General features: G+C 73.5%; 1 protein-coding gene. It reads right to left on the bottom strand.

Annotated features, from left to right (window positions below):
- Positions 1 to 15: 15 nt before the first annotated feature.
- On the bottom strand, positions 16 to 19038 hold the full coding sequence (locus tag ACZ7MG_RS04120) for an amino acid adenylation domain-containing protein (protein WP_471392306.1): 19023 nt from the start codon (positions 19036 to 19038) through the stop codon (positions 16 to 18).
- Positions 19039 to 19138 lie beyond the last annotated feature (100 nt).

Here is a 19138-nt window from a genome sequence, read left to right on the forward strand (position 1 = left end):
TTTCTCGCTTCTGTGTCACTTCGGGTTCCGCTCCGCCCACGCGACGAGCCCTCGCAGGGCCCGGAACCAGGTCTCGGAGAGATCCTGGACCATCTCGCGCGGCAGCAGTCCTTCCAGATACGACCAGTGCGCGGCCAGTACCGGCCCGTCCGCCCGGTCCTCGGTCACCACGTTGATCTCCAGCGCGTGACCCTCCCGCATCGAGCCCTCCGCCCCGATGTCCGCCGCGTCCTCCTCCGGCGCGTACGACCAGTCCGTCTCCTCCGGGATGCCGAACCGGCCCAGGTAGTTGAACTCGACGCGCGGCGGCTCGTAGGCCGAGAGCACCGCGCGGGTCCGGGGGTTGAGGTGCCGCAGCAGCCCGTACCCGACGCCGTTCGCGGGCAGGTCCGCCAGATGCTCGCGCACCCGCCGTACGGCCTCCTCGGCGGCCTGCCCGCCCGCGAACGCCTCGCCCGTGTCCACCGGTCCCGGGTCGAGCCGGACCGGGTAGACGCTGGTGAACCAGCCGACCGTACGGGACAGATCGACCCCGTCGCCGCCCAACTCCTCCTCGCGGCCGTGGCCTTCGAGGTCGACCAGGACCGAGGTGTCCGAACCACCGGTCCGGCGCCGCCGGTCGGCGAAGGCGAGGGCGAGCCCGGCCAGCAGGACGTCGTTGACCTGCGCGCCGAACGCGGCCGGGACGGCCGACAGCAGGGGCCCGGTGTGCTCGGCGGGCAGCCGCAGCACGACCTCGCGCCGCGTGGCGGCGGTGTCGCGGTCCGGGTCCCGCTCCCGGGTGAGCGGCAGGGACTCCGCGCCGCCGTGCAGGACTGCCTCCCACAGGGGGAGTTCGGCCTCCCGCTCCGGCGACTGGGCCAGCTCGGTGAGCAGCCGGGACCAGCGGGCGAACGACGTCTCGACGGGCAGCAGCGCGACCGGCCGCCCGGCGGAGACGTCCCGCCAGGCCGCTTCGAGGTCCGGCAGCAGCACCCGCCAGGACACACCGTCCACCACGAGGTGGTGGCCCAGCAGCAGCAGCCGGCCCGGGGCGTCGCCCGCGTCGAACCACACCGCCCTGACCATGATCCCCGCGTCCGGGTCGAGCAAGTCCCGTGCCGCCGTGGTGTGTTCCCGTACGGTCTCGCCCAGCGCGGTCGCGTCCAACCCGGACACGTCGACCCGCTCGATCCAGCTCACCGCGTCGACCGTACCGACGGGCGGCACGTGCAGCGACCACTCCTCGGTGTCGTCGAGGGAGGGCCGGACCAGGGTGGCGCGCAGCAGGTCGTGGCGGTCGGCGAGCGCCTGCAGCACGGTCGTCAGACCGGGCAGGTCCAGCGCCGCCGGGGTGCGGACCAGGGCCGCCTGGTGGTACGAGGCGAAGGGGCCGCCCAGTTCGCGCAGCCAGTGCATGACCGGGGTGAGCGGCACGCTGCCGGTGCCGTCGTCCACCGGGCGCGGCGCCAAGACGTCGGCCGCCTCGGCGACCGTGCCCAGCGCGGCGACCGTACGGTGCCGGAACACCAGCCTCGGGCTGATCCTGAGGCCCGCCGCACGGGCCCGGCCCACGAGCTGCATGGCGACGATGCTGTCTCCGCCGAGGGCGAAGAAGTCGTCGTCGACACCGACCCGTTCGAGGCCCAGCACCTCCGCGAACACCGTGCAGAGCAGTTCCTCCACGGGCGTCGCGGGTGCCCGGCCCGAGGACAGGGCGGTGAAGTCCGGCGCGGGCAGCGCGGACCGGTCCAGCTTGCCGTTGGCGAGTTGCGGGAACCGCTCCAGGGCGACGACGGCCGCCGGGACCATGTGGTCCGGGAGCCGGCCGGCGACATGGGCCCGCAGCAGCGCCGGGTCGGGCGTGGTGTCCGGGACCGGTACGACATAGGCCACGAGCAGCTTGCGGGGGCCGTCCTGGTGGACGGTCACCAGGGCCTGGCCGACCTCCGGGTGGGTGGTGAGCGCGGCCTCGATCTCGGCGGGCTCGATCCGGAAGCCCCGGATCTTGACCTGGTCGTCGGCGCGGCCCAGGTAGTCGATCCGGCCGTCGGCGGTCCAGCGGGCCAGGTCGCCCGTGCGGTACAGCCGCGATCCGGCCGGACCGAACGGGTCGGCCACGAACCGCTCGGCCGTCAGGGCCGGGCTGCCCAGGTAGCCCCGGGCGAGACCGCCACCGGCGAGGTACAGCTCACCGGGGACCCCGGGCGGCACCGGCCGCAGCCGGTCGTCGAGGACGTACGCCCGGGTGCCGGCCACCGGCCGTCCCACGAGCGGCCGTTCGCTGTCGCGGACCCGGCCCACGAGGGCGTCCACGGTCGACTCGGTCGGACCGTACAGGTTGAACGCCTCGGTGCCGGGCAGCTCCGCGAGCCGCTTCCACAGGGCGACGGGGACCGCCTCGCCGCCGACGCCGACCACCGCGAGCGGGCAGTCGCCGTCCCGCAGCAGACCGCTGTCGGCCATCTGCGTGAAGAACGACGGGGTGACCTCCAGGAAGTCGAAGCGGTGCCGCAGCACGGCCTCGGTGACCAGCTCGGGGTCGCGCCGGACTTCTTCGGACAGCACATGCACGCAGTGCCCGTCCAGCAGCCACAGCTGCGGCTGCCAGGACGCGTCGAAGAAGAACGACCAGGCGTGCCCGACCCGCAGATGCCGCCGCCCGGCCGCCTCGATCGCGGGCCCGTACAGCGTCTCCCGGTGGCTGTGGAAGAGGTTGCCCAGGGTCTCGTGGGTGATCACCACGCCCTTGGGGCGGCCGGTGGAGCCCGAGGTGTAGATGACGTACGCCGGGTGGTGGGGCGTCAGCGGGGCCGTGCGGTCGGCGTCGGTGAGGTCGGTGGTGTCCTGCGCCGAGAGCCGCGTCCGTGTGGCCTCGTCGTCCAGGACCAGTGGTTCGGTCCCGGGCGGCAGGGTGGCGGCCAGGGCGCGGGTGGTCAGGGTCAGCACCGGCCGGGCGTCGGCCAGGACGTCGGCCGTGCGCTCCACCGGGGCGTCCGGGTCGAGCGGCAGATAGCCCGCGCCCGCCTTGTGGACGGCCAGGACGGCCGTGAGGAAGTGCGCGGTGCGGGGCAGCGCGAGCGCCACGAACCGCTCCGGCCCGGCACCGGCCTCGACGAGCAGCCGGGCCAACCGGTTGGCGTCCGCGTTGAGTTCGGCGAACGTCAGCTCGACCCCGTCGGACGCGGCGGCCGGCAGATCGCCGTGCAGACGCGCCCGCTCCTCGAAGAGGGCGGGGGTGGTGGTCGGCGCCCCCGCGGCGGGCCTGCTGTGCCAGCCGTCGAGGAGCCGGGCCCGCTCGTCCGCGCCGAGGATGTCGATCCCGGCGAGGGCGATGTCCGGGTCGGCGGCCACGGCACGCAGGACACGCAGCAGCCGGGCGGCGAACGCCTCGGCGGTGGCGTGGTCGAACAGATCGGCGCTGTACTCCAGGACGCCGTCCACCCCGCTGCCGTCACCGCGCTCGACGAAGTCGAAGGACAGGTCGAACTTGGCGGTCGTCTGCGCCACGTCGTCCCGGCGGGCGGCCAGTCCGGGCAGCCCGGTGTCGTCCTCACCGGCCGCCAGATACACGACCATCACCTGGAACAGCGGGTGACGGGCCAGCGACCGGGCCGGGTTGAGCGCCTCCACCAGCCGCTCGAACGGCACGTCCTGGTGGTCGAACGCCGCCAGGTCGGCCTCCCGGACGCGGCCGAGCAGCTCCCGGAACGTCGGGTCCCCGGAGGTGTCGGTGCGCAGCACCAGCGTGTTGAGGAAGAACCCGACCAGCTCGTCCAGGCCGGCGTCGGTGCGCCCGGAGATCGGGCTGCCGATCGGGATGTCGTGCCCCGCGCCGAGCCGGGACAGCAGCGCGGCCACGGCCGACTGGAGCACCATGAACACGCTGACCCCGTTGTCGCGCGCCAACCCGTGCAGGGCGGCGGCGAGTTCGGCGTCCAGCGACAGATCGGCGGAACCGCCCCGATAGGTGGACTCCAGCGGACGGGCCCGGTCCACGGGCAGCGCCAGCTCCTCGGGCAGCCCGGCCAGCGCCTGCTTCCAGTACGCGATCTGGCGGGCCGCGAGGCTGCCCGCGTCCTTCTCGTCGCCGAGGACGTCCCGCTGCCAGAGCGTGTAGTCGGCGTACTGCACGGGCAGCGGCTCCCACTCGGGGGCGCGTCCGGCCGTACGGGCGGCGTAGGCGAGCCCGAGGTCCCGGTTGAACGGGCCCTCCGACCACTCGTCGCCCGCGATGTGGTGCATGAGCAGCAGGACCGTCCACTCCTCCTCTCCCGTGCGGAACACATGGACCCGCAGCGGCAGTTCACGGTCCAGCGCGAAGCCGTACGCGCCGGCCTCCGCCAGCAGCTCCGGCAGCAGGTCCCCGTCGGTGTCGACGACCTCGAACGGGACCCGGGCCTCGTCGGGCGCCAGCACCAGCTGGTGGGCCCGGCCCTCGTCGTCGGGGAAGACCGTCCGCAGCGTCTCGTGGCGCACGACGACGTCGTGGACGGCGGCCCGCAACGCCTCGACGTCCAGCGCGCCCGTCAGCCGCCAGGCCGAGGGGATGTTGTACGTGGCGCTCGGGCCCTCCACCTGGAACAGCACCCACAGGCGCTGCTGGGCGGAGGACAGCGGCAGCCGCTCGGGACGCTCCCGGACCGTCAGCGCAGGGCGGGTGGTGCCCGTCGCGTCGGTGGTGTCGGCGAGGCGCCGGGCGAGCCGGGCCACCGTCGGGGCGTCGAAGACCGTACGGAGCGACACCTCCGCTCCGAACGCCGCCCGGACACCGGCCACCAGCCGCATCGCGAGCAGCGAATGGCCGCCGAGGGCGAAGAAGTCGTCGTCGACACCGACCCCGTCCACGCCCAGCACGTCCGTGAACAGACCGCAGAGGATCTCCTCACGCGGATCACGGGCCCGGCCGCCCGTACCGCCGCCCGCCGCGAAGTCGGGCACGGGCAGCGCCCGGCGATCCAGCTTGCCGTTCGGCGTCAGCGGCAGCGCGTCGAGGACGACGACGGCAGCGGGCACCATGTGCTCGGGCAGGAACCCGGCGGTGTGGCCGCGCAGGACCGCCGGATCGGCGACCGCCCCGGCGTCGGGGACGACGTAACCGACGAGCCGCTGCTCGTACGGGACGACGACCGCGTGGGCCACCGACTCGTGCCGGGCGAGCACGGCCTCGATCTCACCGGGCTCGATACGCACACCACGGATCTTGACCTGGTGGTCGGTGCGGCCCAGGAAGTCGAGCGTGCCGTCCGGCAGCCAGCGGGCCAGGTCGCCCGTGCGGTACATCCGGGCACCGGGGCCGCCGTACGGGTCCGCGACGAACCGCTCGGCCGTGAGACCGGGACGGTCGAGGTAGCCGCGTGCGAGCTGGACGCCCGCCAGATACAGCTCACCGGCCACACCCGGCGGCACCGGCCGCAGCGCCGCGTCCAGGACATAGGCCCGGGTGTTCCAGACGGGACGCCCGATCACCACCCGCCCGGCCCCGGGCTCCACCTGGCCGGCCGTCACGTCGACCGAGGCCTCCGTCGGCCCGTACAGGTTGTGCAGTTCGGCCGACAGCACCTCGTGGAAGCGCGCGGCCACCGGCGCCGGCAGCGCCTCGCCGCTGCACAGCACCCGGCGCAGACCCGTGCAGCGCGCGGCGGCCGGCTCCTCCAGGAACACCTGGAGCATCGACGGCACGAAGTGCGTGGTGGTGACGCCCTGTTCGCGGATCAGCTCCGCCAGGTACGCCGGGTCCTTGTGGCCCTCCGGCCGGGCGACCACCAGGGCGGCCCCGGTGATCAGCGGCCAGAAGAACTCCCACACCGACACGTCGAAGCCGGACGGCGTCTTCTGCAGCACCCGGTCGTCGGGGCGCAGTCCGTAGGCGTCCTGCATCCACAGCAGCCGGTTCACGATGCCCTCGTGCGGCACGACGACACCCTTGGGGCGGCCGGTCGAACCGGAGGTGTAGATCACATAGGCCGGGCTCGACGGATCGTAGGACGTGGGCAGTTCACCCTCCGGGCCCTGCGGCAGCGCGTCCTCGACGACGCACACCGGCCGGGCCTCCGCCAGCATCAACGCGATCCGCTCCCGGGGCTGGTCGGCGTCCAGCGGCAGATAGGCGCCGCCCGCCCGCTGCACCGCCAGCAGCACCACGACCAGCTCAGCCGAACGCGGCAACGCCACCGCCACCGTACGCTCGGGGCCCACCCCCATCCCGGCCAGGACCCGGGCCGTCCGCTCGACCTTCGCGTCCAATTCGGCGTAGCTGTACCGGTGTTCACCGTCGACGAGGGCGAGCGCGTCCGGTGTCCGCGCGACCTGCGCACGGAACAGCTCCGGCAGGGTCGTCGCGGGTACCTCGTGCGCGGTGTCGTTCCACCGGACGAGCACCGCCTCCCGGTCGGCCTCCGACAGGACCTCCACATCCCGTACGGGAAGGTCGGGTGCGGCGGCCACCTGGTCGAGGAGCCGCGCCAGCAGCCCGGCGAGCCGCCGTGCCGTCGCCTCGTCGCACCGGTCGTGCGCGTACTCCAGCAGCAGCGTCAGACGGTCGGCGCCCACCTCGTCGACGAAGGTGAAGTGGAGGTCGAACTTGGCCATGCCGGTGTCCATGTCGAACCACTCGGTGTCCAGGCCGAGCACCTCGGGGTCACCGTCGGGCCGGTAGTGGTAGCCGAGCATGACCTGGAAGAGCGGGTTGCGGCCCGCCACCCGGGGCGGGTTCACGGCCTCGACGACATGGTCGAAGGGGAGATCCTGGTTCCCGAACGCCTCCAGGGCCGACTCCCGGACCCGGCCCAGGAGTTGGGCGAACGTCAGACCGGACTCCGCGTCCGACAGATCGGTGCGCAGCACCAGCGTGTTGACGAAGAACCCGACCAGGTCGTCCAGCGCGTCGTCGGTACGGCCCGCGATGGGTGCCCCCAGCGGAATGTCGTCCCCGGCGCCGAGCCGGTGCAGCAGTGCCGCCGTGGCCGCCTGGAACACCATGAACATACTGCTGTTCGTGGCGCCGGACAGGTCCCGCAGGGCCCTTCCGGTGGCGGGGGACAGCTCCTGGCGGACCTTGCCGCCACGCCCGGTGGGCTCCGCCGGCCGGGGCCGGTCCAGCGGCAGCGACAGTTCCTCCGGCAGCTCCCGCAGGGCCTCGGTCCAGTGGGCGCGCTGGGCCTCGCCGACCTGACCGAGCAGGGTGTCCTGCCACAGGGTGTAGTCGGCGTACTGGACCGGCAGCGCCGTCCACTTCGGCTCCCGGCCCTCGACGCGGGCCCGGTAGGCGGTGGTGAGATCGGCGAGGAACGGCCGGTCCGACCACTCGTCGGTGGTGATGTGATGCAGCATCAGCGCCACCACACGGTCATCGGGACCCAGCCTCAACACCTCGGCCCGGACCGGGAGTTCGGTGCTCAGGTCGAACGGGCGCCGCTGCGCCTCCGTGATCCGTGCCGTCAGCTCGTCGGCGCCGACGTCGGACACCCGGAAGTCGGGCCGGGCCGCGCCCGGCGGCACGATCCACTGGTACGGCTCCCCGTCCTCCTCCAGGAACCGGGTCCGCAGGGCTTCATGACGGTCGGTCACATCACCCAGCGCCGCCCGCAGCGCGTCGAGGTCCAGCTCGCCGCGGAGCCGGAAGACGAGCGGGAAGTTGTAGGCCACGCCGCCGGTGATGCGCTCCACCAGCCACAGCCGCCGCTGGGCCGCCGACAGCGGGATACGGGCGGGCCGCTCGGACGCCGGCCGCAGCACGGGCCGGGCGGGCCGCCCGGCCTCCGCGCGCAGCGCCAGCTGCTCGGGGGTGGGTGCCTCGAACAGGTCACGGATGGCCAGTTCGGCGCCCAGTTCGGTGCGGGCGCGGCTGATCAGCCGGGTCGCCAGCAGCGAATGGCCGCCCAGGTCGAAGAAGTTGTCCTCCGCGCCCGTGCGGGGCAGGCCCAGCACCTCGGCGAAGAGCCGGCACAGCACCTCCTCGACGGGGGTGCGCGGGCCGCGCCCGGCCGACAGGGCGACCGCGGGCTCGGCGTCGGGCAGGGCGCGGACGTCGAGCTTGCCGTTGTCGTTCATCGGCAGTCCGGGCAGGACCACGAACGCCGCGGGCACCATGTAGCCGGGCAGCCGTTGCCCGAGGTCGTCGCGGAGCCGCCGGATCAGTGCGGTGTGGCCGCGTCCGGCCGCCGGGGTGTTGGCGAACGGGGCGTCGGCGTCGCGGTCGGCGCGCGGCCGGTACAGGCCCGCCGTACGGAGCGTGCCGGTGCCGGTGCCGGTTTCTGTGTCGGTCCCGGTGTCGGTGCCAGGCATCTGGGCGTCGGGCACGAACACGGCCTCGTAGGCGCCCGGTTCGGCGGACCAGGTGGTGAGCAGCCGGTAGCCGTGTGCCCCGGCGGTCTCCCGCAGGTCCTCCGGTTCCACTCCCGTCGCGACCACGGCCGACGGGCGGCCGGTGTCCAGGGCGCGCAGCCCGGCGAGGTCACCGGCCGTACGGGCGTCCGGGACGCCCCGCACCCGCAGTGGTGCGGTGCCGTCGAGGCGGGCGAGGAGCGCGTCCCGTCCGGTCCAGTCGACGGCCGGGACTCCGTCCAGCGAGAGCTCGGCTTCGCCCTCGTACAGCACCACGTCGTACCGGTAGCGGGTCAGCTCGTTGTGGTGGCGGCCCGCCTTGGTGCGCAGGTCGACGCCGACGCCGAGGGTGGTGAACCAGTCCGGGTCGACCAGGAGTTCCTTCTCCAGGGCGAGACCGCGCTCCACGGCCCGGCGCAGGCTGTCGGGCTCGGTGTCCGCGTCGGCGCGGGCGGCCTGGATGCCGGCCTGGAACACCCGGGCCTGCCGCAGGTCGCGGATGTCACCGAGGAACAGGGCGCCGCCGGGCGCGAGCAGGTCCAGCGCGCCCCGGATCACCTGGTGGAGGTGGTCCAGGCTAGGGAAGTACTGGATGACGGAGTTGATGACGATCGTGTCGAAGTAGCCGGTGGGCAGCCCTTCGGTCACCTCGGCGGGCTGGCAGCGCAGTTCGACCTTGCCCGCCAGCACGGGGTCGCTCTTGACGCCCTCGGTGAGCTTGCGGATCACGGGCGCGGCGAAGTCGGTCGCCCAGTACGCCTCGGCGTCCGGCGCGAGCTTCGACAGCAGCAGGCCCGAGCCGACGCCGATCTCCAGGATGTGCCGGGGCTTGAGCTCACGGATGCGCTCCACGGTGGCCTCGCGCCACTCCCGCATGCCCTCCACGGGGATGGGGGTGCCGTCGTAGGAGCTGTCCCAGCCCGCGAAGTCCTCGGTGAACAGGGCGGTGCCGATCTCGGTGTACTCGGCGGAGTAGATCTCCTGCCACTCACCGATCTGCTCCCGCTCGGCCGACTCCCGTGCCTCGGCGTCGGCTTCGGCCGGGACGACATAGCCGACGAGCCGCTTGGTGCCCGGCGCGGACGTGTCGTCGCGGGCGATGACGGCGGCCCGGGACACCTCGGGGTGCTGCACGAGCGCGGTCTCGATCTCGCCCAGCTCCACCCGGTAACCCCGGATCTTGACCTGGTCGTCGGTACGGCCCAGGAAGTCCAGGTTGCCGTCCGGACGGCGGCGTACGAGGTCACCGGTACGGTACATGCGCTCGCCCGGCTGCCCGTACGGGTCGGCCACGAACCGCTCGGCGGTCAGACCGGGCCGGTCGAGGTAGCCGCGTGCCAGACCGACGCCCGCGATGTACAGCTCGCCCGCCACGCCGTCCGGCACCGGCCGCAGCCAGGTGTCGAGGATGCGGGCGCGGGTGGCGCGGATGGGCTTGCCGACGGTCGGGGTGGCACTGTCCTCCGTGCCACCGCCGAGCGTATTGATCGTGTACTCGGTCGGGCCGTACAGGTTGTAGCCGTACGTCCCCTCCGTGTCCCGCAGCGTGTTCCACACCGTCTCGGTGACGGCCTCGCCGCCGAGCAGCACCAGCGGCGGCCGGTGCCCGTCCAACAGGCCCTCCTCCAGCAGGAGATGGGCGTAGGTCGGGGTCACGTTGACGACATCGACGCGGTGTTCCTCGCAGTACGCCACCAGCGCGGTCGCGTCCCGCCGCAACTCCTCGTCGCAGACGTGTACTTCATGCCCCTCGACGAGCCACAGCAGCTCCTCCCAGGACATGTCGAACGCGAACGACACGGTGTGCGCGATCCGCAGCCGCCGCCCGCCCGCCGACGCGATCGCCGGGGCGAAGATCTCCTTCTGGTGGTTGAGCTGCATGTTCGTCAGACCGAGGTACGGCGTGACGACACCCTTGGGGCGACCGGTGGAGCCCGAGGTGTAGATGACGTACGCCGGGTGGTCCAGGCTGAAGGTCACCGACACCGGGTCGGCCGGGAGGTCCGCCAGTTCGGCGGCCACCGCCGGGTCGTCGAGCAGCACACGCGGTGTGTCGCCCGTCAGCGTCGCCGACACGCCGTCCGTGGAGAGGAGGAGCAGCGGGCGGGCGTCGGCGAGCATCAGCGACAGCCGGTCGGCCGGGTGGTCCAGCTCCAGCGGCAGATACGCCGACCCCGTGCGCAGCACCGCGAACAGCGCCACCACCATGTCGATCGATCGGGGCAGCCCGAGCGCGATCACCCGCTCGGGACCGGCGCCGCGCGCGATCAGCAGCCGGGCCATCCGGTTGCAGCGCGCGTCGAGTTCGGCGTACGTCAGGGTCTGCGTGCCGAAGACCAGCGCGGTCTCGTCCGGGGTACGGGCGGCCTGCGCGGCCAGCATGTCCGCGACCGTCTCGTGCGGTACGGGCTGCCGCTGCCCGGCCTCCTCGCGGGCGAGCGCGGCGGCCTCGGCGGGCAGCAGGGAGTCCAGCGAGCCGACCGGGGCGTGCGGGTCGGCCACCAGACGGCCCACCAGCAGCACGAAACGGTCCAGCAGGCGCCGCGCCTGGGCGCCGTCCAGCAGGTCGGGCCGGTAGGCGAGGGTCGCCCTGACCGTCTCGCCGGGTGTGACGACCAGGTTGGCCGGGTAGTGCGTGGCGTCCACGTTGGCCACGGCCGTCGCGCCGTGCCGCTCGCGCAGCTCGGCGAGCCGCTCGTCGGTGTCGGCGTTGCGCAGCACGAACAGTGTGTCGAACAGCCGTCGGTGACCCGACTCGGCCTGGAGCACACCCAGGCCCAGGTGCTCGAACGGCATGACCTCAAGGCGCTCGCCTTGGATACGGCGCAGCAGCTCGACGACCGGCTCACGCGGGTCGAAGGCGATGCGCGCGGGCACGGTGTTGAGGAACATGCCGATGACGTTCTCTACGTCCGGCACCTCGCTGGGCCGCCCGGCGACCGTCGTACCGAACGCGATGTCGGTACGGCCCGTCGCACCGGCCAGGACCAGACCCCAGGCCGCGTTGAGCACCGTGTTCATGGTCAGACCGTGGGCGCGGGCGGTGTCGCGCAGCCGCTCGGCGACCGGCGCGTCCAGCACGGCGTCCAACTGCTCCGGGATCACCGGCTCCTGGCCCCGCTCGGAGGCGGCCGGCACCAGCAGCGTGGGCTCCTCGAAACCGGACAGGGCCGCGCGCCATGCCCGGGTGGCCTCGGTGTCGTCCTGCCGCTCCAGCCAGGTCAGATAGTCGCGGTACGAGCCGGGACGGTCCAGCCCCGCCGGGTCGCCGCCGCTCTCGTACAGCGCGAACAGCTGGTCCAGGAACAGCCAGGCCGACCAGCCGTCCCAGAGGATCAGATGACGGCCGACGATCAGCCGGTCGCCGCGCTCCTCACCGAGCCGGACGAGCAGCATCCGGAAGAGCAGGGGCCGGGTGAGGTCGAAGCGCTGGGCCCGCGACTCCTCCAGCAACTCCCGCATCCGCAGGTCCTGTTCGGCTGCCGGGAGCCCCGCGAGATCCACCTCGGTCAGCGGGATCTCGGCGTCCCGCACGATGAACTGCACCGGCTGGCGCAGCCCCTCACTGGTGAACCCGGCCCGCAGGCTGGGGTTGCGGGCCAGCAGGGTGCGCATGGCCGCCGACAGCCGCTCGGCGTCCACGCGGTCGGCGAAGTCGAAGGACTCGTGGACGGTGTAGACGTCGAGGGAGCTGTCGTCGAAGTTCGAGTGGAAGAACAGGCCCTCCTGGAGCGGGGCGAGGGGCCACACGTCCTCGATCCGGCCCGGAGCGAGCCGCTCGACCCGCTCCCGCTCCTCCTCGGTCAGCGTGAACGCGGACACGGCAGGGGTGTCCGTGTCGCCCGTGGCCGTCTCGTCCAGGGCGGCCGTGGCGGCGAGCGCCGCCGGGGTGCGGTGCTCGAACACCTCGCGCGGGCCGATCGCCAGCCCCGCGCGACGGGCCCGGCTGGACACGGCGATCGAGCTGATGCTGTCACCGCCGAGCAGGAAGAAGTCGTCGTCGACCCCGACCTCGTCGAGCTTCAGCACCGCCGCGAAGATCTCCACGAGCACCTGCTCCCGGGGGCTGCCCGGGGCACGGGTGACGGTGCCGCGTACGGCCTGCGGGGCGGGCAGCGCGGCGCGGTCCAGCTTGCCGCTCGGGGTGAGCGGCAGGGCTTCGAGCACCACCCAGGCGCTCGGCACCATGGGGGCGGGGAGCGAGTCGGCGATGGCCTCACGGAGGTCGCCGACCTCGGCGGCGCCCGCGACGGGCACGATGTAGGCGACGAGCGCGTCGTCCCGGACCGTCACGGCGGCCTGCGCGACCTGCGGCAGCCGGACGAGGGCGGCCTCGATCTCACCGAGTTCGATCCGGTTGCCGCGCAGCTTGACCTGCCGGTCCGTGCGGCCCAGATACTCGATCACCCCGTCCGGGCGCCGTCTGACCAGGTCACCGGTGCGGTACATCCGGCTGCCGGGCTGCCCGTACGGGTCCGCGGTGAACCGTTCGGCGGTCAGCCCCGGACGCGCGTGGTAGCCCCGGGCCAGCTGGACACCGGTCAGATACAGCTCGCCGGGGACTCCGTCGGGGACGGGCCGCAGACAGGCGTCCAGGACCCGGAGGCCGGTGTTCCACACGGGACGCCCGATGGGCACGGACGCGCCGGGCGCCTGCTCCTCGTCGGAGGCGTACGGGTGGTACGTGACGTCGACGGCCGCCTCGGTCGGGCCGTACAGGTTGTGCAGCGGTACGCCCGTCAGCGCGTGCCAGCGGCTGGCCGCGGTGACCGGGAGCGCCTCGCCGCTGCTCAGCACCCGGCGCAGCGACGCCGACCAGGTGGGGTCACCGGTGACCTCGTCGTGCTGGAGGAACGCCTCCAGCATCGAGGGCACGAAGTGCATGGTGGTGACGGCCTGTTCACGGACGAGTCCGGCCAGGTAGGCGGGATCGCGGTGGCCGTCCGGGCGGGCCAGCACCACGGTCGCGCCTTCGAGGAGCGGCCAGAAGAACTCCCACACGGACACGTCGAAGCTCGACGGCGTCTTCTGCAGCACCCGGTCGTCCGCGCCGAGCCCGTACTCGCCCTGCGTCCACGCGAGACGGTTCACGATCGCCCGGTGGGTGACGACGACGCCCTTGGGGAGGCCGGTGGAGCCGGAGGTGTAGATGAGGTAGGCGGGGTCGTCGGGGTGGGCGGGGGCGGGGGTGCTGGTGTGGGCTGGGCTTGCGGCGGTCTCGTCGTCCGGGGCGTCCAGCAGCAGGACGGAAGGCGCTGCAGGAACGTTCCGCTCGGACGGCTGGGACTGCGACTGGGGCTGGGGTTGGGGCAGCCGGTCCGCCGTCGCCGACAGTGTGACCACCGTCGTCGCGCCCGAGTCGGTGAGCATGTGCGTCACCCGGTCGGCCGGGTAGTCCAGGTCGACCGGCAGATACGCGGCGCCCGACTTCAGCACGCCCAGCAGCGCCACCATCAGCTCCGCCGAACGCGGCACGGCGACCGCCACGAAGGTGCCCGGCCGGGCACCCCGGCCCCGCAGACGCCCGGCCAACTCCTCGGCACGGGCGTCCAGTTCGGCATAGCTCAGCCGCTCGCCCTCGAAGACGACGGCTGTCGCGTCCGGCGTCCGGGCGACCTGCGCGGCGAAGCCCTCGGCGAGGGTGGTCTCCGGTACGAGGCGCTCCTCGCCGGCGGGGTGGGCGTTCAGGGCCTCGTCGGGGGAGAGCAGGTCGACGGAGGCGGCCCTGCGATCCGGTGCCTCGGCGATGGCCTCCAGGACGCGGACCAGCCGGTCGCCCAGCGCGCGGACGGTGTCGCCGTCGAGGCGTTCCGCGTGGTGCTTGAGCCGCAGGTCGAGCCGTCGGCCGGGCTTGACGACGAGGGCCAGGGGGTAGTGCACGGCGTCGTGGAAGGCGTCGCCGGTGATGCGGACGGTGCCGGAGGCGTCCCGGAGGTCGGTCTCGGCGGGGTAGTTCTCGAACACCACGAGGGTGTCGAAGAGTTCACCGGAGCCCGCGTGTCCGGTGAGCCGCTGGATCTCGGCGAGGCCCAGGTGCTGGTGGTCCAGCAGCCGGGCCTGCTCCTCCTGGAGCCGGACGAGCAGGGTGCACAGGGACTCGCGGGGGGTCCAACGGAAGCGCGTCGGCAGGGTGTTGATGAACAGGCCCACCATGGAGGCGATGCCCTCGACCTCGCCGTCGCGCCCGGAGACCGTCGTACCGAACACCACGTCGTTCCGGCCGGTCAGCCCGCCGAGCAGCAGACCCCAGGCGCCCTGGACGACCGTGCCGAGGGTGACCCCCTGCTCACGGGCCCGCTCGGCGAGCCGCGCGGTGGTCCGCTCGGACAGCTCCACACGGACGTGCTCCGGGCGCACGGGTGCCGTGTCGGCCGGGTCGCCGACCAGCCGCGTCGGCTCGTCAAGACCGGCGAGCGCGTCCAGCCAGGCGTCACGGGCCGCGTCACGGTCCTGCTCGGCGAGACGCCGCAGGAAGCCACGGTAGGGGGCGACTTCGGGCAGCGCGGGTGTGTCGGTGCCGTAGAACGCCATCAGTTCGCGATGCAGCACCGGCAACGACCAGCCGTCCGCCACGATGTGATGGAACGTCAGGACAAGCTGGCTGCGTTCGCCGCCCAGCCGGATCAGGGCGCAGCGCAGCAGCGGCGGCGCGGCCAGGTCGAAGCCCCGGGCGCGCTCGTCGGCGGCCACCGCGTCGCCGAGCGACTCGCGGACCTCGCTGTCCTGCGAGGACAGGTCGACCTCCCGCCACGGCAGTTCGGCGTCCCGCGTGATGATCTGTACGGGGGTGCCGTCCGCGCGCTGCCGGAAGGCGGCCCGCAGCGGCGCGTGCCGGTCCAGGAGGCCCTGGGCGGCCCGCCGCAGCACCTCGCCGTCCACCGGCCCGGCCAGGTCCAGCACCTGCTGGACGACATAGGTGTCCCCGTCGCCGCGGGTGAGGGCGTGGAAGAAGAAGCCCTGCTGGAGCGGGGTCAGCGGCAGCAGTTCCTCGACCCGCAGCGGGTGCGTGCCCTGGATCTCGGCCAGTTCGGCCTCGTCGACGGCCACCAGCGGCTCGGCGGCGGTGCGCTCGTCGGCGCCGGCCTCGTCGCCCCGCTCGACGGCGGCCTGCGCCAGCGCCTCGACCGTACGGTGCCGGAACACCTCACGGGTGGTCAGCTTGAGGCCCGACTCCCGGGCGCGGATGAGGAGTTGGATGGCGGTGATGCTGTCGCCGCCGAGCGCGAGGAAGTCGTCCTCTGCCGTCACGGAGTCCAGGCCCAGCACCTCCGCGAACAGCGCGCACAGCAGCCGTTCGCGGGGGGTGCGCGGGGCGCGGCCGGAGCTCATCGCCGCGTAGTCGGGGGCGGGCAGCGCCCGCGCGTCGATCTTGCCGCTGGGTGTGACCGGCAGGGCGTGCAGCGGGACGAACGCCGAGGGGACCATGTAGTCGGGCAGCCACTCGGCGGCGTGCGCGCGCAGGGTCCGCATCAGCGCGGCCACGTCACGGAACGGCGCCGGCCGGTTGGCGCGCGGGTAGGCGTCGGCCGTCCGGTACAGGGGGCCGAAGGGCCCGTCGAGGACGAGGACGGCGTCGAACGCGCCGTCGTCGGCGTTGCCGTTCCAGGTGAGCGCCGCCCGGTAGCCGTGCTCCGCCGCCAGCGCGTACAGGTCCTCGGGGTCGGCGCCGGACGCCGCCTCCCGGCTGCTGCCCTCCAGCCGCCGCAGGTCCGCCAGGTCCTCCACGAGGCGCGCGTTGGGCACACCGGTGACCCGGAGCCCCTCGGGCTGCCCGGCCAGCAGCTCGGCCAGCCCGCCGAGTCCGCCGAGCGTCGCCCAGTCGATGTCCGGCAGCTCCCGGACGGCCGCCGGGGCCCCCGGGCGCAGGACGACGTCGTACCGGTAGCGGCTCAGCTCGTTGTGGTGGGTGGCCCGCTTGATCCGGATCTCCGCGTCGAAGCCGTCGAGGGCGGCGAAGAAGTCCGGGTCGAGGAGGAGTTCGCCCTCCCAGCGCACCGACCGCTCCACGGCCGCCCGCAGCGCGCTCTTGTCAGCGTCCTCCCCGTCGCCACCGGTGGCCCGCCGGGTCTCCACGGCCGCGCGCAGCGTACGCAGCAGCCGCAGATTGCGGACGTCGCCGACGAAGATCCGGCCGCCGGGGGCCAGCAGCCCCGCCACCTGACGCAGTACGTCGACCAGGTACTCCCCGCTGGGGAAGTACTGGGCGACCGAGTTGATGACGACCGTGTCGAAGTACCCGGCGGGCAGCCCGTCGGTGTCATGGGCGGGCTGGGCCCGCAGTTCGACCTTGGCGGCCAGTTCCGGATCGGCGTCGACCTGGGCGCGGAGCGCCGCGACGGCCGCCGGGGAGAGATCGGTGCCCCAGTACGCATCGCACTCGGGCGCGACCAGGGACAGGATCAGCCCGCTGCCGACACCGATCTCCAGCACCCGCTGCCCGGTGCCGAGTTCACGGATGCGCTCGACGGTCGCGGCCCGCCACTCGCGCATCTCCTCGACGGGGATCGGGGTGCCGTCGTACATGCTGTTCCAGCCCGCGAAGTTCTCGCGGAAGCCGGAGCCGTCACGGGCGGCCGTGGCGTCACCGGAGTCGGCGGTGTCTCCGGAACCGGTGGTGTCCTCGGAACCGGCGGCCCCGTAGAGGAGTTCGTGCAGCTCCTTCCACTCCTCGACCCGCTCGTCCGGGTCCGCGTCGCGCGGCGCGTCGAGGGCGGGGACGACATAGGCGGCGAGACGGCGGTCGCCGGGCCGGTCCTCGCGGACGACCACGGTGACCTGGTCGACGGCCGGGTGGCCGCGCAGCACCGACTCGATCTCGCCCGGCTCGATGCGGAAGCCGCGGATCTTGACCTGGGCGTCGGCGCGCCCCAGGAACTCCAGCCGTCCGTCGGCCCGCCAGCGCACCAGGTCACCGGTGCGGTAGAGCCGCTCACCGGGCTCCCCGAACGGGTCGGCGACGAACCGCTCGGCGGTCAGATCCGGCCGCCCGAGGTAGCCGCGGGCCAGACCCGCGCCCCCGAGGTACAGCTCACCCGTGACCCCGGCGGGGACGGGTCGCAGGAAGGCGTCCAGGACGTACGCCCGGGTTCCCGGGTCGGGCACACCGATGGGGACGATCGCCCCGGCCGGGATGTCCGGATCGCACAGGCCCAGCGTGGAGTTGGTGGTCGCCTCGGTCGGGCCGTAGGCGTTGAACATCATCCGCCCGCGCGCGTACCGCCCCACCAGCTCGGGGGAGACCCGCTCGGTGCCCGCCAACAGCGTGGCGGTCGGCGGCAGTTGCACGTCGTCCGGCATGGCGGCGAGCAGCGCGGGCGGCAGGATCATGAAGGTGATGCCGTGCGCGTTCGCGTAGTCGGCGAGCGGCGCACCAGGCACCCGCAGCTCCGCGGGGACGACGACGAGCCGGCCGCCGGACAGCAGGCCGAGGCACAGGTCCCAGAAGGCGACGTCGAAGCTCGGCGAGGCGAACTGCAGCACCCGGCTGTGCGGGCCGATGCCGAACCGCTCGCTCTGCGTGGCCACCAGCTTCGCCACACCGCCGTGCGCGAGGGCGACGCCCTTGGGGCGGCCGGTCGAGCCCGAGGTGTAGATCACATAGGCGGCGTTCAGCACGGTGAGCGGACCCCCGCGGTCCGCGTCGGTGGGATCGTGGACCGGCCGCTCGGCCAACTCGGCGGCGGCGGCGGGCGAGTCCAGCTCCAGGACCGTCATGCCCCCGTCCGCGTCGGGCAGGTCCCGGGCGGTCTCGCCGGTGGTCACCATGCAGACGGGCCGCGCGTCGCCCAGCATGTACGCGATCCGGTCCGCCGGATAGTCGTGGTCGATCGGCAGATAGGCGGCGCCCGCCTTCATGACGGCCACCTCCGCCACGATCAGCTCGGCGGAACGCGGCAGCGCCAGGGCCACGATCCGCTCGGGACCGGCCCCCCGCGCGATCAGCGCGTGCGCCAGGCGGTTGGCGCGCTCGTCCAGCTCGGCGTAGGTGAGTTCCTCGTCCTCGAAGACCAGCGCCACCGCGTCCGGCCGCTGCCGCACCTGGGCGGCGAACATCGCGGGCCAGGTATCCGCCGGCACCGAATGCCCGGTGTCGTTCCAGTCCAGGACGACCTGCCGGTACTCCTCCGGGCTCATCAGCTCCAGCCGGGCCACCGGAGTCTCCGGCCGGGCCAACGCGTCGGCCAGCAGCGTGCGGTAGTGGCCGAGCAGCCGCTCGATCGTCGTCCCGTCGAAGACCCCGGGGTGGTACGCGGCCCGCGCCGTATCCCCGTCCACCTCCAGCAGGACGTCGACCGGGGCGGGCAGGTCGCCGACGGGCCGCGCGGCCGTGGCGAACGCCGTGTTGAAGAACAGACCGCCGCCGCGCGCGGGCCGGGGCCGCAGCTCCTCGACCAGGAGCCCGATCGGCACCCGGTGGGTCTCCGCCTCCTCGTACGCCTGCGCCACCCGGCGCGTCAGCTCGGCGAAGGTCGGCTCGTGCTCGACGGACACCCGCAGCGGGAGCCCGTCATGGCCCACGGTCAGATCCGTCGCCCCGGTGTAACGGTGCAACAGGGCGACGAACGCCGCGAGTCGTTCGGCGTCGGAGGCGTCCGGGACATCGGTCGTGACGCGCGTGTCCCGCTCGGTGAGCGGCTGCGGCGGATGGGGCCGATCGGCGGGCAGTGAGATCTCGAGCGGCAGCGATGTCAGCAGCCGACGCCAATAGGCCAGGACTTCCTCGGTACCGCACACAGCAGTGAGCCTTCCCACCAGTTCGGGATCCGGTTCTGAGCCGGGTCGCGGACATACTAAGGTAAGGGTTACCTAATTCACAGGGTGCACATAGTGAGAG

The sequence above is a fragment of the Streptomyces sp. NPDC107538 genome (assembly GCF_055657445.1).